The 15,194-nt window shown below is 72.9% G+C and carries 14 protein-coding genes and 1 pseudogene; 13 read left to right on the forward strand and 2 right to left on the reverse strand.

Annotation, left to right across the window (positions count from 1 at the left end; translation table 11 throughout):
• Positions 1-237: 237 nt before the first annotated feature.
• From DN069_RS14265 to DN069_RS14310, 10 genes and pseudogenes are all read left to right on the forward strand, one after another.
• Entirely contained in the window at positions 238-1,794 is a 1,557-nt protein-coding gene (locus DN069_RS14265; protein WP_111501340.1) for a Re/Si-specific NAD(P)(+) transhydrogenase subunit alpha, read from the forward strand.
• A 6-nt stretch (positions 1,795-1,800) separates the two neighbouring features.
• The gene (pntB, locus tag DN069_RS14270; RefSeq protein ID WP_165845502.1) at positions 1,801-3,261 is read left to right on the forward strand and encodes a Re/Si-specific NAD(P)(+) transhydrogenase subunit beta; all 1,461 of its coding nucleotides are present in this window, start codon (positions 1,801-1,803) and stop codon (positions 3,259-3,261) included.
• Between the two features lie 201 nt (positions 3,262-3,462).
• Positions 3,463-4,197: a DUF4232 domain-containing protein gene (locus DN069_RS14275; RefSeq protein ID WP_111501341.1), complete on the forward strand. Its 735-nt coding sequence runs from the start codon at positions 3,463-3,465 to the stop codon at positions 4,195-4,197.
• A gap of 71 nt (positions 4,198-4,268) precedes the next feature.
• Entirely contained in the window at positions 4,269-4,856 is a 588-nt protein-coding gene (locus DN069_RS14280; protein ID WP_243639213.1) for a class F sortase, read from the forward strand.
• A gap of 101 nt (positions 4,857-4,957) precedes the next feature.
• Positions 4,958-5,434: pseudogene (locus DN069_RS14285) on the forward strand (RNA polymerase sigma factor); the annotation flags it as partial.
• The gene (locus DN069_RS14290) at positions 5,418-6,320 is read left to right on the forward strand and encodes a DUF4232 domain-containing protein (RefSeq protein ID WP_111501343.1); all 903 of its coding nucleotides are present in this window, start codon (positions 5,418-5,420) and stop codon (positions 6,318-6,320) included. The pseudogene DN069_RS14285 and the gene DN069_RS14290, both read left to right, overlap by 17 nt.
• Positions 6,321-6,374: 54 nt before the next feature.
• A complete protein-coding gene (locus DN069_RS14295) occupies positions 6,375-6,869 on the forward strand; it encodes a helix-turn-helix transcriptional regulator (protein ID WP_111501355.1) in 495 nt (164 codons plus the stop codon).
• Positions 6,870-6,874: 5 nt separating this feature from the next.
• Positions 6,875-7,282, forward strand: a complete 408-nt coding sequence (locus DN069_RS14300) for a VOC family protein (RefSeq protein ID WP_111501356.1) — start codon at positions 6,875-6,877, stop codon at positions 7,280-7,282.
• 128 nt (positions 7,283-7,410) lie between these two features.
• Complete coding sequence (locus DN069_RS14305) at positions 7,411-8,676, forward strand: glucarate dehydratase family protein (RefSeq protein ID WP_111501344.1); 1,266 nt, start codon at positions 7,411-7,413, stop codon at positions 8,674-8,676.
• A gap of 74 nt (positions 8,677-8,750) precedes the next feature.
• On the forward strand, positions 8,751-9,503 hold the full coding sequence (locus DN069_RS14310; RefSeq protein WP_243639214.1) for a PIG-L deacetylase family protein: 753 nt from the start codon (positions 8,751-8,753) through the stop codon (positions 9,501-9,503).
• 56 nt (positions 9,504-9,559) lie between these two features.
• Here DN069_RS14310 and DN069_RS14315 read toward each other — a convergent pair whose 3' ends face one another.
• Entirely contained in the window at positions 9,560-9,811 is a 252-nt protein-coding gene (locus DN069_RS14315) for a hypothetical protein (RefSeq protein WP_111501345.1), read from the reverse strand.
• A gap of 128 nt (positions 9,812-9,939) precedes the next feature.
• Here DN069_RS14315 and DN069_RS14320 point away from each other — a divergent pair, with 128 nt between their 5' ends.
• A complete protein-coding gene (locus DN069_RS14320; protein WP_111501346.1) occupies positions 9,940-10,800 on the forward strand; it encodes an SAM-dependent methyltransferase in 861 nt (286 codons plus the stop codon).
• Positions 10,801-10,861: 61 nt separating this feature from the next.
• Here the strand turns inward: DN069_RS14320 and DN069_RS14325 are convergent, their stop codons facing one another.
• Positions 10,862-12,199, reverse strand: a complete 1,338-nt coding sequence (locus DN069_RS14325; protein ID WP_111501347.1) for a ricin-type beta-trefoil lectin domain protein — start codon at positions 12,197-12,199, stop codon at positions 10,862-10,864.
• 267 nt (positions 12,200-12,466) lie between these two features.
• Between DN069_RS14325 and DN069_RS14330 the strand changes: the two genes are divergently transcribed.
• Together DN069_RS14330 and DN069_RS14335 are read left to right on the forward strand one after the other, a co-directional pair.
• Positions 12,467-13,390 (forward strand): AurF N-oxygenase family protein, encoded by a 924-nt coding sequence (locus tag DN069_RS14330; RefSeq protein WP_111501348.1) that lies wholly within the window; start codon positions 12,467-12,469, stop codon positions 13,388-13,390.
• 68 nt (positions 13,391-13,458) lie between these two features.
• On the forward strand, positions 13,459-15,108 hold the full coding sequence (locus tag DN069_RS14335; RefSeq protein WP_111501349.1) for an FAD-dependent oxidoreductase: 1,650 nt from the start codon (positions 13,459-13,461) through the stop codon (positions 15,106-15,108).
• The last annotated feature ends 86 nt before the right edge of the window (positions 15,109-15,194 follow it).

The following is a 15,194-nucleotide window of genomic DNA, read 5'->3' on the forward strand; positions in this document are numbered from 1 at the left end:
CGTTGTGAAGCGTCCGCAGGCCAGGTCCGCGCCGTCGCTCCACTTCCTGCAGGGGCCCGCTCCGTCGCCGGTTCCTCCAGCAGCACGAAAGTGAAACATGTCACCGTCCATACCGATCGGTATGGCCACGTCCGACGGGTAGGTTCCTGCAACCAAGAGGGAAGGAGTCCGGTGGACCGTCCTTCCCCGCATCGCGGATCCCCCGTCACACCCTCCACTGACGAGAGAACACGAGACATGTCTGCTCAAGAACCCGCGCACCACCCACCCCAGCGCATCGGCGTCGTCGCCGAGTCCGCGTCCGGGGAGACGCGTGTCGCCGCGACGCCGGCCACCCTGCGTCAGCTGCTGGGCCTCGGCTACGAGGTCGTCGTCGAGTCCGAGGCCGGAGCCGCCTCCGGCTTCACCGACGAGGCCTACCTCGAGGCCGGTGCGCGGATCGGCGAGGCCTGGGACGCCGACGTCGTCCTGAAGGTCAACGCCCCCTCCGAGGCGGAGATCGCCCGACTGCGCGAGGGCGCCACCGTCGTGGGCCTGCTGGCTCCCGCGCAGAAGCCGGAGCTGCTGCGGGCGCTCGCCGCGGCCGGGGTGACCGCCCTGTCGCTCGACGCGGTGCCGCGCATCTCGCGTGCGCAGTCGATGGACGTGCTCTCCTCCATGGCGAACATCGCCGGGTACCGGGCCGTGATCGAGGCCGCGCACGTCTTCGGACGGTTCTTCACCGGCCAGGTCACCGCGGCCGGCAAGGTCCCCCCGGCGAAGGTCCTCGTCGCCGGCGCGGGCGTGGCCGGGCTCGCGGCGATCGGCGCCGCCTCCTCCCTCGGCGCGATCGTGCGCGCCACCGACCCGCGGCCCGAGGTCGCGGACCAGGTGAAGTCGCTCGGCGGCGAGTACCTGCCGGTCAACGTGGTCCAGGAGCAGAGCACCGACGGCTACGCCAAGGCCACCTCGGCCGACTACGACCGCGCCGCGGCCGAGCTGTACCACCAGCAGGCCGCGGACGTGGACATCGTCGTCACCACCGCGCTGATCCCCGGCCGTCCGGCGCCACGGCTGCTGACCGCCGAGGACGTCGCGGCCATGAAGCCGGGCAGCGTCGTCGTCGACATGGCCGCCGCGATGGGCGGCAACGTCGAGGGCACGGTCGCCGGCCGGGCCGTGGTGACCGACAACGGCGTCACCATCATCGGCTACACCGACCTCGCCTCCCGGCTGCCCACCCAGGCCTCGCAGCTGTTCGGCACCAACCTGGTGAACCTGCTCAAGCTGCTGACGCCGGGCAAGGACGGGCAGCTGACGATCGACTTCGAGGACGTCGTCCAGCGCGCCGTCACCGTCGTGCAGGCGGGCGACGTCACCTGGCCGCCGCCGCCCGTCTCGGTCACCGCCGCGCCCGCCGCGCAGCCCGCCGCCGCGCCGCCCAAGCCGGAGCCCAAGCAGCCGAAGCTGACGCCCGCCGGTCGGCTCGGCCTGATCGGCCTCGGCATGCTGGCCATGTTCCTGGTGGTCGCCTTCGCCCCTGCCCAACTCGCCGAGAACTTCACGGTGTTCGCGCTGGCGGTGGTGATCGGCTACTACGTCATCGGCAAGGTGCACCACGCGCTGCACACGCCGCTGATGTCGGTGACCAACGCGATCTCAGGAATCGTGGTGATCGGCGCCCTGCTGCAGATCGGGCACGAGAGCTGGATCGTCACCACGCTGTCCTGCGTGGCGATCCTGCTGACGAGCGTGAACATCTTCGGAGGTTTCGCCGTCACCCGCCGCATGCTGTCCATGTTCTCGAAAGGCTGAGCCGAGATGACCTCCATGACGGCCTCCCACGCCGCCGACCTGGTCGCCGCGCTGCTGTTCATCCTCAGCCTGGCGGGCCTGTCCCAGCACCGCACCTCCCGCTCCGGCGTCGTCTACGGCATCGCCGGGATGGCGCTCGCCCTGGTCGCCACGATCGTGGTGGCCGCGCAGTCCATCACGGCCGGTGCCGTCGCGCTGATCGTGGTCGCGATGGCGATCGGCGCCGTGATCGGCCTGTGGCGGGCGCGCCGCGTCGAGATGACGCAGATGCCCGAGCTGATCGCCGTCCTGCACAGCTTCGTCGGCCTCGCCGCCGTGCTGGTGGGCTGGAACAGCTACCTCGAGGTGGAGTCGCACGGCTCCGCGCAGACCAGGATCGGCGCGGACCTGCTGGGCATCCACCACGCCGAGGTGTTCATCGGCATCTTCATCGGCGCGGTCACCTTCACCGGTTCGATCGTGGCGTTCCTGAAGCTGTCGGCGCGGATCAACTCCCGTCCGCTGATGCTGCCGGGCAAGAACGGCCTGAACCTCGGCGCGCTGGCCGCGTTCGTGGCGCTCACCATCTGGTTCACCGTCACCCCGAACCTGGCGCTGATGATCGTGGTCACCGTGCTGGCGCTGCTGCTGGGCTGGCACCTGGTCGCCTCGATCGGCGGCGGCGACATGCCCGTCGTCGTGTCGATGCTGAACAGCTACTCGGGCTGGGCGGCGGCCGCGGCCGGCTTCCTGCTCGACAACAACCTGCTGATCGTCACCGGCGCGCTGGTCGGCTCCTCGGGTGCCTACCTGTCCTACATCATGTGCAAGGCGATGAACCGTTCCTTCATCTCGGTGATCGCGGGCGGCTTCGGCATCGAGGCGCCGTCCAGCTCCGAGGAGGAGTACGGCGAGCACCGCGAGGTGCGCGCGGCGGAGGCGGCCGAGCTGCTCGCCACCGCGAGCTCGGTGATCATCACCCCCGGCTACGGTATGGCCGTCGCCCAGGCGCAGCACCCCGTCGCGGAACTGACGCGGCAGCTGCGCGAGCGCGGCGTCGAGGTGCGCTTCGGCGTCCACCCCGTCGCCGGCCGCCTGCCCGGCCACATGAACGTGCTGCTGGCCGAGGCGAAGGTGCCGTACGACATCGTCCTGGAGATGGACGAGATCAACGACGACTTCGCACAGACCTCGGTGGTGCTGGTCATCGGCGCCAACGACACGGTGAACCCGGCCGCGTCCGAGGACCCGGGCAGCCCGATCGCCGGCATGCCGGTGCTGCGGGTCTGGGAGGCCGAGAACGTGATCGTCTTCAAGCGCTCCATGGCCTCCGGCTACGCCGGCGTGCAGAACCCGCTGTTCTTCCGCGAGAACAGCAGCATGCTCTTCGGCGACGCCAAGGCCAGCGTGGACGCGATCCTGCAGGCGCTCAGCACCGACGGCCGCGCCGCGGCCGCGCCGGCCGCCCGTCAGGCGGTCGCGGGCTAGACCGTCCCGGGTCGGGTGGCCACCACCCGCGACCCTGCCCTGCAGCAAAGGGCCCGGCGCACGCCGGGCCCTTCGCCGTGTCACGAGGCGCCCTGCCGTCGGCCGAGGCCGGATTTTGACATCTCTTTACAACCCCGCCCCGAGGTGCGTCGTCTCTCCTGCCGCTCGACACGTTCGCTCGGACCAGGGAGACGCACGATCATGCTCAGCAGCAGCAAAGCCCTCTCCGTCGGCGCCGCCACCGTGGCGCTCGGCGCGGCGGCCCTCGCCTTCGCGCCCGTCGCCGGCGCGGCGCCGCAGGCGGCCACCCCGATGTGCACCACCGCCCAGTTGACCGGCTCGCTCGGCGCCGGGGACGTGGGCGCGGGCCAGATCTACCGCGACGTGGTGCTGACCAACCACAGCTCCGCCACCTGCCACCTCACCGGCTTCCCCGGGGTGTCGGTCCTCGACGCCCACGGCGCCCAGATCGGCGCGCCCGCCACCCACGAGCCCCGGCCCTACAGCCTCGTCGTGCTGGCGCCCGGGGCTACGGCCACCACCACGATCCACACCACCAACCGGATGACGAACGACCCGAAGGAGTGCCGTCCCGAGTCCACCTCGCTGCGGGTCTACCCGCCGGGTAACCGCGCGTCGCTGGTCTTCCCCGCCAAGCTGACGATCTGCAACAACACCTTCACCGTCACGCCGTTGGTCGGCAGCACCACGGCGCCGTCCGGCTCGCCGACGCCGACGCCGGTGCCGTCGGCCTCGGCCACGCCCTCCTCGCAGGTGAGCGCGGTCCCGAGCGGCGCTCCGGCGACCGGAGAGGCGCCGACGAACTCGGGCGGCGGCTCGGCCGGCACGCTGGCGGCGGGCGCGGGCGCACTGCTGGTCCTCGGCGGCACGGGCGTGGCGGTCGCCCGGTCCCGGCGCTCCCGGGCCCGGGGCTGATGCCCCGTCGGCCCACGGCCGGGCTCCGCTCTGCGGGGGCGCGCGCGGCGCGGGCCGGGGTTGGGCTGGCCTTGAGCGGGCTGCTGCTGGCGGGGTGCGCGGCGCACGGCGACGCGGGCCCGGCGGCATCGGTCCCCGCGGGCAGCGTGCCCATCGCGTCCGCCCCGCCGGCGCAGGCCGGTTCGGCCGCGCCGATGGGGCGGTCCGTGCCGGTGGGCCTGAAGATCCCGTCGATCGGCGTCGACGCCTCCGTCATGTCCGTCGGGCTGAACTCCGACGGCACCGTCGGCGTCCCGCCGATCGAGGCGAACGCGCCGGCCGGCTGGTACGACGGCTCCCCGACGCCGGGCCAGACCGGGCCGTCGGTGATCCTCGGCCACGTCACGGTCGGCCAGTACGGCGACGGGGTGTTCCTGCACCTGGGCCGGCTGCACCCGGGCGACCGGATCGAGGTGCGTCGGCAGGACGGCTCGACGGCCGTCTTCGCCGTCGACCGTGTGCAGACCGTCGACAAGTCCGCGTTCCCGACCTCGGCCGTCTACGGGAACGTGGACCGGCCCGCCCTGCGTCTCATCACGTGCGGCGGCCCGCACCTGAGCGGCGGCGGTTACCCGGACAACGTGATCGTCTATGCCTCCCTCACCGGGACCGCGCTCTGAGCATCGGGGTTCGGAACCGGGAGCGGGCCGCGCAGCCCGAGGTTACGAGGGGGGCGGTCACCGCGAATCGCAGGGAGCGCAAGGGGCGCCGGTCGGGTGCGGAGGAGGACGCGGAGGAACTGTTCCGCAGCCTCTACCCGCGTCTGGCGGGTTGGTGCCGTCGTCTGGTCGACGACGACGGCACCGCCCACGAGATCGCGTCCGAGGCCTTCACCCGGCTGTGGGCGCGCTGGACCAAGGTCGACGAGCCGACCGGCTTCCTCTACGTCACCGCGGCCAACCTGGTCCGCGACCACTGGCGCAGAATGGAGCGCGAACGGCGCGCCCTGCGCCGGGCCGGGCAGGAGGAGTCGGTCCGTCAGGCGGCCGAGGGCGACGAGCCCTCGGTGCGGCTGGTGGTCCAGTCGCTCCCGGAGCGTCTGCGCGACCCGGTGCTGCTGTACTACTTCGCGGACCTCCCGGTCCGCGAGGTCGCGGCCCGCCTGGGCCGTGCCGAAGGCACCGTCAAGTCCGACCTGCACACCGCCCGCGAACTGCTCCGCGCGACCCTTGGGGGCTTCCATGACCGGATCCGCTGACCGCTTCGGCCCCGGCGGCGAGGCGAGCGGCCCGGACGACCCCGGCGCGGGGGCCGATCCCCTCGCGCGGCTGGCGCGTGGTTCGGCTCCGCCGCTGCCGATCCCGGAGGGGGCGTTCGCGGAGGTGCGGCGCCGGGCGGCGCGGCGCCGCAGACGGCGCGCCGTGCTGGGCGCGACGGCGTGCGTCGGCGTGGCGGCGGTGGGGATCTACGCCGCCGGGGTGTTCTCCCCGCGCGGCCCCGGCGAGGTGGTCACCCCGCCGGCCTCGTCGGTGCGCAGCCTGTCGACGCCCTCCGCCCTGCCGTCCACGACGGCTTCGCCCACCCCCTCCGCGACGGCGTCACCGGCACCGTCGCAGCCGACCGACTCCCCCAGCGCCTCGCTCGGCGGCTCGGCGGTCCCGACACCGAGCGCGGGCCCGGGCACGCCGGCTCCCGGCGGCGGCCCGAGCGGCACCGGTGGCACTCCGCTGTGCACGGCCGCCCAGCTGTCACCGCGGCTGGACCCGGGCAACGCGGGCGCGGGGCAGATCTACACCTACGTCGTGGTCACCAACCACAGCTCCACGGCCTGCCACGTCGCCGGCTTCCCCGGCCTGTCGATGCTGGACTCCTCGGGACGGCAGATCGGCATCCCGGCGACTTACACGCACCTGCCCTACACACAGGTGGTCCTCGCGCCGGGCGCGTCGGCGAGCGACACCGTCCACACGGTGAACCGCCAGACGAACGACCCGACGGAGTGCCTGCCGACCTCGACGTCGCTGCGGATCTACCCGCCGGGCAGCCGGGCCTCCCTGGTCTTCCCCGGGCAGATCACGGACTGCCTCAACACCTTCGAGGTGACCCCGTTCGGGCCGGGCACCACCGGCAACCCGGCCAACTGATCCGCTCGGGCCGGAGCAGCGGTGATGTCGGTGGCCGGTGGTAGCTTCGAGAGCATGACCCCGGAGGAGCTCGCCAACCTCGCGCATCTGCGTCGGGCGCGGGATCTGATCGACCGCGAGTACGCCAGTCCGCTCGACGTGCCGACGATGGCGCAGCGCGCGCTGATGTCCCCCGCCCACTTCTCGCGCCGCTTCCGCGCGGCGTACGGGGAGACGCCGTACAGCTATCTCATGACGCGCCGGATCGAGCGCGCCATGACGCTGCTGCGCGGCGGCATGAGCGTGACGGACGCGTGCATGGCGGTGGGCTGTACCTCGCTGGGTTCGTTCAGCGCGAAGTTCACCGAGATCATCGGGGAGTCGCCGAGCGCGTACCGCGAGCGCGACCACGCCGCGGTGGAGGCGATGCCCGCCTGCCTGGCCAAGGTGCGCACCCGGCCGACCCGGGAGGCGGCGCGTGCCCGGACGCGTGAGCAGGCGCCGGCACAGGCGCAGTCCGGCATCGAGCAGGATTCGAGAAGCAGGGCGTCCGGCCGCCGCCTAACGTGAACCGCATGACCATCGCGCTGCAGTACTGCCACATCACCGTCAACGACGTGGACGAGTCGCTCGCCTTCTACCGTGACGCGCTCGGCCTCGCCCTCAAGAACGACGTCGCCTCCGGCGGCTTCCGCTGGGTCACCCTGGGCAGCCCGGAGCAGCCCGAGGTGGACATCGTCCTGTCCGAGCCGCACGCCGGGCGCTCCCAGGCCGACGGCGACGTGCTCCAGGAGCTGCTCACCAAGGGCGTCCTGCCCATCACCGTCTTCCGCACCGACGACGTGGACGCGGCCTTCGAGCGGGTGCGCGCCTCGGGCGCCGAGGTGCTGCAGGAGCCGATCGACCAGGCGTGGGGTCCGCGCGACTGCGCGTTCCGGGACCCCTCAGGAAACATGGTCCGGATCCAGGCCGCCAAGTCCTGACCGGCCCGGCCGACCGAGCCTCTCCCGAGGCGTCTCCTTGACGCGTTCGCGGGCCCGGCCCTACGGTTCCCAGAGGTGTTCGCATGGATGTCCAGCGTTCACATACTCGAACCGGGAGCTGCCACCGTATGAGCCGGATCGCCGCCGTCACCGTCACGCCCGTCGCGTTCCGGGACCCGCCGCTGCTCAACGCCGTCGGCGTGCACGAGCCGTACGCGCTGCGCGCGATCGTGGAGATCACCACCGACGCCGGCGTCACCGGGCTGGGCGAGACCTACGCGGACGAGGGTCACCTGGCCCGGCTGGCCGTCGTCGCCGAGGCCGTCGTCGGGCAGGACGTCTTCGCGCTGAACCGCATCCACGAGCGCGCCGGGCAGGCCCTGGCCGGGGACACCGGCAGCGACGGCCACGGCCTGACCGGCCTGATCACCACCAGCGGCACCGTCGACCGGGTCTTCTCCCCCTTCGAGGTGGCCTGCCTGGACGTCCAGGGCAAGCTGCTCGGACGCCCCGTCAGCGACCTGCTGGGCGGAGCCGTGCGCGAGCGCGTCCCGTTCAGTGCCTACCTCTTCTACAAGTGGGCCGCCCACCCCGGCGGCGAGCCGGACGCCTGGGGCGCGGCGCTGGACCCGGACGGCATCGTCGCCCAGGCCCGCACCATGCTCGACCGCTACGGCTTCAGCGCCGTCAAGCTCAAGGGCGGCGTCTTCCCGCCCGAGCAGGAGATCGCGGCGATCCGCGCGCTGCGCAAGGAGTTCCCCGCCCTGCCGCTGCGGCTGGACCCCAACGCGGCCTGGAACGTGCAGACCTCCGTCGAGGTTGGCCGCGCACTCGCGGGCGTGCTGGAGTACCTGGAGGACCCGACCCCCGGCATCGCGGGGATGGCCGAGGTCGCCGGCCGGGTGCCGATGCCGCTGGCCACCAACATGTGCGTGGTCGGCTTCGACGAGGTGCCGGACGCCGTGCGCGCCGGATCCGTCGGCGTGATCCTCTCCGATCACCACTACTGGGGCGGGCTGCAGCGTTCCCGGGTGCTGGCCGGCATCTGCGACACCTTCGGGCTGGGCCTGTCCATGCACTCCAACTCCCACCTGGGCGTCAGCCTGGCCGCCATGGTCCACCTCGCCGCCGCCACCCCCAACCTCCGCTACGCCTGCGACACCCACTGGCCCTGGAAGCGCGAGGACGAGGACGTCGTCCGCCCCGGCGCCCTCGCCTTCGAGCGGGGCTCGGTGGCCGTGCCGACGGGCCCTGGCCTCGGCATCGAGCTCGACCGCGACGCGCTGGCCCGCCTGCACGAGCAGTTCCTCGCCTGCGGCCTGCGCAACCGCGACGACACCGGCTACATGCGCCGCGTCGACCCGGGCTACGAGCTGGTCCAGCCGCGCTGGTGAGCCCTCGTAGGGCGGGGCGCCCGCGACGTGGGTAGCGTCGAGGTGAGCGCCTTGTCGATCACCTGGAGGCTGTCGTGAACGAGGAAGCACCCCCACGGTTGGAGCCCGTGGACGAGGACTGGCAGACCGCGCTCGCCGTGGTGGCCCACCCCGACGACATGGAGTACGGCGCCGCCGCGGCGGTGGCCCGCTGGACCGGGCAGGGCAAGCGGGTCGTCTACGCGATGGTCACCAGCGGCGAGGCCGGGATCGACGGGCTGGACCCCGAGCAGTGCGGTCCGCTGCGCGAGGCCGAGCAGATCGCCTCGGCGGCCGTCGTCGGCGTCGACACCGTCGAGTTCCTGCACCACCAGGACGGGGTCCTGGAGTACGGGCTGCCGCTGCGCCGCGACATCGCCCGGCTGGTGCGCCGGCACCGGCCGGACGTCGTCATCACCACCAACTACCGCGACACCTACGGCGGGGTCTTCCCCAACCAGGCCGACCACATCGCGGCCGGGCGCGCGACGCTGGACGCCGTGCGCGACGCCGGCAACCGATGGGTCTTCAGGGAACTGCTGACGGAGGGCCTGGAGCCGTGGGACGGCGTGCGGATGCTGCTCGCCGGCGGCTCCCCCGAGGCCGCCCACGGGGTGGACGTGACGGAGACCTTCGCCCTCGGTGTCGCCTCGCTGGCCGAGCACAAGGCGTATCTGGCGGGTCTCGGCGACGGGGGGATGGCCGACCCCGGGGAGTTCCTGGAGGGCTTCGGCCGCCAGGCCGGCTCCCGCCTCGGCGTGCGCTACGGATCGGTCTTCGAGGTGCTGCGGCTGCGCCCGCCGGCGTAGCCGGCCGGGGCGGAACCCTTGGTCGCCGCCGGCGCCGAACGCGTCAGCCGAACGGGTCAGCCGAACGGATGATGGACGAGGTTGCCGACGGCGGCCGTGCCGGTGCAGGCGCTGTTCACGGCCGGCAACTGGCCCACCACCGGCGCGGAGCCCACCTGCTGGGCGCAGACGTCCGTCGGCGTGGGACCGCTGGGCGCGTCCACGAGGGGCGCGGCCTGGGCGGGCGCCGTCGCGGTGAGCGCGGCGGCCCCAACGGCGACGGCGGTGGCGGCGAGGGTGAGGAGGGTGCGGGGAGTCGTCGTCTTCATACCCCGCCCAACGAGCGCCGAGGGATGCGGACACCCCCTCACCGGGGCGTCGTCGACGTGATCGTTCGGCTCGGCTATCGTCATGGCCGGATGCGTCGCCTGGGGGGCGAGCGGGGAGGGCGTGCACGATGGTCGACGAGGCGTGGGGCCCGAGCGGGTGGATGAGCACGGCGGTCCGTCAGGAACCCGTGGACCGCCGCGAGTTGCACACGGACCGGCCGCAGTCGGCCCGCATGTACGACTACCTGCTCGGCGGCAAGACCAACTTCGCCCCCGACCGCGAGATCGCGGCCAAGGCGCTGGAGGCGTTCCCCGGCCTGCGTGACGTGGTCCGCGCGGGCCGCGCGTTCCTGGGCCGTGCCGCGGACTTCCTGGTGCGGGAGGGCGTCGACCAGTTCCTCGACATCGGCTCCGGCATCCCGACCAGCCCGAACCTGCACGAGATCGTGCAGCGGGTGAACCCGGCCGCGCGGATCGTCTACGTCGACAACGACCCGATCGTGCTCGCGCACACCCGCGCACTGCTGAACAGCACGCCCGAGGGCCGCATCGACTTCCTGGCCGCGGACCTGCGAGCGCCCGAGGCGATCCTGGCCCACCCGTGCCTGGTCGGCCCGGACGCCGCCCTGGACCTCGATCGCCCGGTGGCGCTGGTGCTCAGCGCGGTGGTGCACTTCCTCGACGACGAGGACGACCCGTACGGCGTGGTCCGCACCCTGCTGGACCCGCTCCCGTCGGGCAGTCGGCTCGTCCTCAGCCACGCGACCGCCGACGCCAGCCCCACCCAGGTCGGCCGCGCGGGCTCCGCCTACCGCGGCGGCGGCGTCGGCATCCACCCCCGTACCCGCGAGCAGTTCGCCCGCTTCGCCGAGGGCCTGGACCTCGCCACTCCCGGCATCGTCCACCCGGGCGCCTGGCGTCCGGAACCCGACGCCCCCGTCAGTGCCACCACCCAGGACGGCTACGTCCTGGTCGCCCGCAAGCGCTGAGGCGCCCGGAGCCCTGTTCGGGTCCCGGACGCCTCGTCACCCTCTCAGCGGTGATGCATCGTCAGGGGATGCTCCACTGCTGGTTGGCGTTGCCCGAGCAGTCCCAGATCTGGGCCTGGGTGCCGGGGGTCGTGGACCAGTTGGTGTCGTCCAGGCAGCGGCCCGACTGCGGGTTGTAGAGGGAGCCGTTGGACTGGGGGATCCAGACCTGGGCCCCGGTGTTGTTGCAGTCGTAGAGGTCGACCGCGGTGCCGTTGGCGGTGCCGCCGCCGTTGATGTCCAGGCACTTGCCGAGCACGTGCAGGGTGGTGCCGGCCTGGACGAAGGTCCACTGCTGCGCCGGGGTGCCGTTGCAGGTGTAGACCTGGATCGGGTTGAAGTTGGCGGTGCTGGCGCTGCGGTCGTCCAGGCACAGGCCGCCGTAGCCGGTGACCTGGCCGGTGGTGCCGCCGCCTCCCCCGCCGCCACCGCCGCCGCCGGTGGTGGTGTACGCCGCGACGTAGCCGACGCTCATGGTGCCACCGGAGCTGGTCGCGGAGGTCGGCGAGGTGCAGCCGCAGACGCCGTTGGGGAAGCCGCCGCCCATGGCGAGGTCGAAGATGATCGACAGGTTGTGGTCGAAGGCCGCCTGCCAGGTGGACGTGCCGACCTGGCCCTCGGTCACCTGGAAGTACTGGGTGCCGTCGAGGTAGAAGGTGATGGACTCGGCCGCGGTGTTGGTGCGGTCGAGGATCATCGAGTACTGGTGGTAGCCGGTCTGGCAGCCGTTGCAGGCCGTCAGCCCGCTGCCGATGCCGTTGCCCTCGTTGCACGGGCCGCCGGGGTAGGTGCCGCAGTGGATCGTCCCGGCCACCTGGGAGCGGGCGTTGACGTCCTCCATGATGTCGATCTCGCCGTTCTCGGGCCACTGGCCGGGGCCGAGCATCCAGAAGGCGGGCCAGTAGCCGAGGCCGGAGGCGGGGTTGGGCTGCTGGATCTCGGCGGTGACCTCCAGCTTGCCGCCGGCCGGGGCGCCGACGTTGGCGCTGGTGGTCTGGATCCGGCCGGAGGTCCAGTTGCCGTTGCCGTCGTTCAGGGCGGTGATGTCGAGGTGGCCGTTGCCGTCGAGGTGGACGTTGGCGGTCGAGTTCGTCATCGTCTCGATCTCGCCGGTGCCGAAGTTGGAGCCCGGCCCGGTGTCGTACATCCAGTTGCCGGAGGGCGCGGAGCCCGAGGCGCCGGAGAAGTTGTCGCTGAAGACGGTCTGCCAGCCGGCCGGGGGGCCGGGAACGGTGTCGGCGCGCGCGGCGCCGACGGGGGCGGTGAGCAGAAGGCCGAGCACGACGGCGGCCGTGGCGAGTGTCGCGAGCACGCGCCGCAGCAGGGTGTGCGGGCGGGAACGGGCGGGGGCGGACTGCATGCGGCTCCTCCGGGTGGGGGTCGGGCGGAGCGGCCGGAGAGCGTTCTCCCGGCGGCCGTTGGCATGTTCCCGCCGCCCCTGGGCCGGCGTCAAGACTTGTGCACGGAGAGCTTGCTGGGAGCGTCCAGTGTTCATTTTCCGAAGGCTTGAACGGGAGGGCGCGGCGCTGAACCCGCTACCGGGGGTCTTCCTCCCGCCCCGCTCTTGTTGTACTTTCCGTCAATAAGGGCAGCGGGGCCCCGCGCCGAGCGTCACCCGGAGGCATCGATGGCACAGCTCACCACCGCAGCGCACGTCCACGGCAGAACCCACACGTCCGCGGACGAGGACGTCTCGAAGCGCCTGCTCGAGTCGGCCGCGACCCTTTCCTACGACCCGTCCGTCGAGATCGACTGGGAGGCGCCGCTCCCTGACCACCACTACGGGCTCAATCCCGAGTGGAGCACGCTCTACGGCACCCGCCTGTGGGACGAGATGACCGAGCGGCAGCGGGTGACGCTGACCCGCCACGAGGTCGGCTCGATCATGATGACCGGCATCTGGTTCGAGATGATCCTGCAGCAGATGGTGCTGCGCGATCAGTACCTGAAGAACCCGGCCAACGCCGAGTTCCAGTTCGCGCTGACCGAGATCGCCGACGAGTGCCGGCACTCCATCATGTTCGCCCGGGCCTGCGAGAAGATGGGCGTGCCGCAGTACAAGCCGAACCGGGCCTGGGCCGAGGCCGGGCGCGGCTTCAAGGCGCTGGCCCGCGCCGAGCTCGCCTACGGCGGCATCCTCGTCGCCGAGGAGGTCCTCGATGTCATGCAGCGCGACTGGATGCGCGGCGAGAACGTGCTGGAGATCGTGCGCGGCACCTCGCGAATTCATGTCGTCGAGGAGTCCAGGCATATGAAGTTCGCGCGCCAGGAGATCCGCGAGCGGCTGCGCGAGGCCGGGACGGCCCGCCGCCGGATCAACGGCTTCGGCGTCGCCGCGGCCGCCTTCGTCATTGTCTCCAGCATGGTGAACAAGGGCGTCTACGCCGCAGCCGGCCTCGACACCGAGCGCGCGCTGGCGGAGGTCAAGACGAACCAGCACCGCAAGTCCATGATGCGCACCAGCTCGCGGCACCTGATGGCGTTCCTCGCGGAGGCCGGTCTGCTCACCCGCCCCGCCGCCGGCATCTACCGCCAGCTCGACATGCTCTGACGGTCCGTCCGTCCGAACACCTCCCCACTCCCCCGCCCGCCGCACCGCGAGGACCCCCACGACCCGCCATGGCTTACGCGATCACCCGCACCTGCTGCAACGACGCCTCCTGTGTGTCCGTCTGCCCGGTCAACTGCATCCATCCGACCCCCGACGAGCCCGAGTTCGGCACCACCGACCTGCTCTACATCGACCCAGCGGCGTGTATCGACTGCGGTGCCTGCGCCGACGCCTGCCCGGTCGACGCGGTCTTCCCGGTCGATCGCCTGGCCGGGCCCGACATCCAGTACGCCGAGCTCAACCGCCGCTGGTACGAAGAGAACCCGACCGACCACGCCTGGGGGGCGCCGGAATTCCCGCGCAGCCTGCCGAACGGCTTCGGCGAGCTCTCGGTCGCCGTGGTGGGCACCGGCCCGTCCGCCGGATATACGGCGCAGTTGCTGCTGCGCACGACCGGCGCGCGCGTCACGATGATAGACCGCCTGCCGGTCGCGGGCGGGCTGCTGCGTCACGGCGTCGCGCCGGACCACCAGTCCACCAAGCGCATCGGCGAGTCCTTCGCCGACACCTTCCACCACCCGGCCCTGCGGATGCACCTCGGGGTCACCATCGGCGAGGACCTCAGCCACGAGGACCTGACCGCCTATCACCACGCCGTCGTCTACGCCGTCGGCGCGGCGGGCGACCGCAGGCTGGGCCTGCCCGGCGAGGACCTCCCCGGCAGCCTGCCCGCGACGACGCTGGTGGGCTGGTACAACGCCCACCCGACCGTCCCCGCCGACGCCGTGGACCTCGCCGCGGAGCGCGCCGTGGTGGTCGGCAACGGCAATGTGGCGGTCGACATCGCCCGCATCCTGCTCACCGACCCGGACGAACTGGCCCGTACCGACATCGCCGACCACGCGCTGGCGGCGCTGCGCGACAGCCGCGTTCGCGAGGTCGTACTGCTGGCCCGCCGCGGTCCCGAGCACGCGGCATGGACGCGCCCGGAGTTCCTGGCGCTGACGCACCTGGCCGGCGTGGACCTGGTGGTGGCCGACGAGCCGGGTGTGCGCGAGGCGATCGCGGCGGCGTCGGCGGACCCGAAGGCGGCCGACTCCAAGGCGGCGCTGCTGGCCGGGCTGCCCGTCGAGACCGTCGACTGGGCGGCCGCGCCGCCGGCCGGACGGCGGCGGATCGTGCTGCGCTTCGGCGCTACGCCGCAGCAGCTGCTCGGCCGCGACCGGGTCGAGGGGCTGCGCGTCAGCGGTCCCGACGCCACGGAGTCGACGATCGCGGCGGGCCTGGTGGTCCGCTCCATCGGCTACCGCGGCGTGCCCGTCCCCGGGCTGCCCTTCGACGAGGCGTCGGGCACCATCCCGCACGACGGTGCCCGCGTCGTCGACCCGGCCACGGGCCGCCCGCTGCCCGCCACCTACGTGGTCGGCTGGGCCAAGCGCGGCCCGTCCGGCGGCATCGGCGCCAACCGGGACTGCGCGCAGGAGACCGTCGACGCCCTGCTCGACGACGCGGCGGCCGGCCTGCTCAGCGCTCCGGCGCACCGGATCCAGGGCTTCGCGGGCCTGGTCCGGCGACGTCGGCCGGACGCGCTCGGGCTGCGCCAGTGGCGTGCCGTGGACCGCGCCGAACGCGCCCGCGGTGAGGCCTCCGGCCGCCCGCGCGTCAAGCTGGCCACGGTTCCGGAACTCGTCGCCTCGGCCCGCCGGTTCCGCCCGTAGGGTCTCCCGGACGGCCTGGTCGGGGGCGGCAGCCGCGGAAGCCGGCGCCCCCGGCCCCGTGGCCCCGCGGCCCCGCGGCCCCGCGG

The organism is Streptacidiphilus pinicola, assembly GCF_003258295.1.
Taxonomy (GTDB): Bacteria; Actinomycetota; Actinomycetes; order Streptomycetales; family Streptomycetaceae; genus Streptacidiphilus; species Streptacidiphilus pinicola.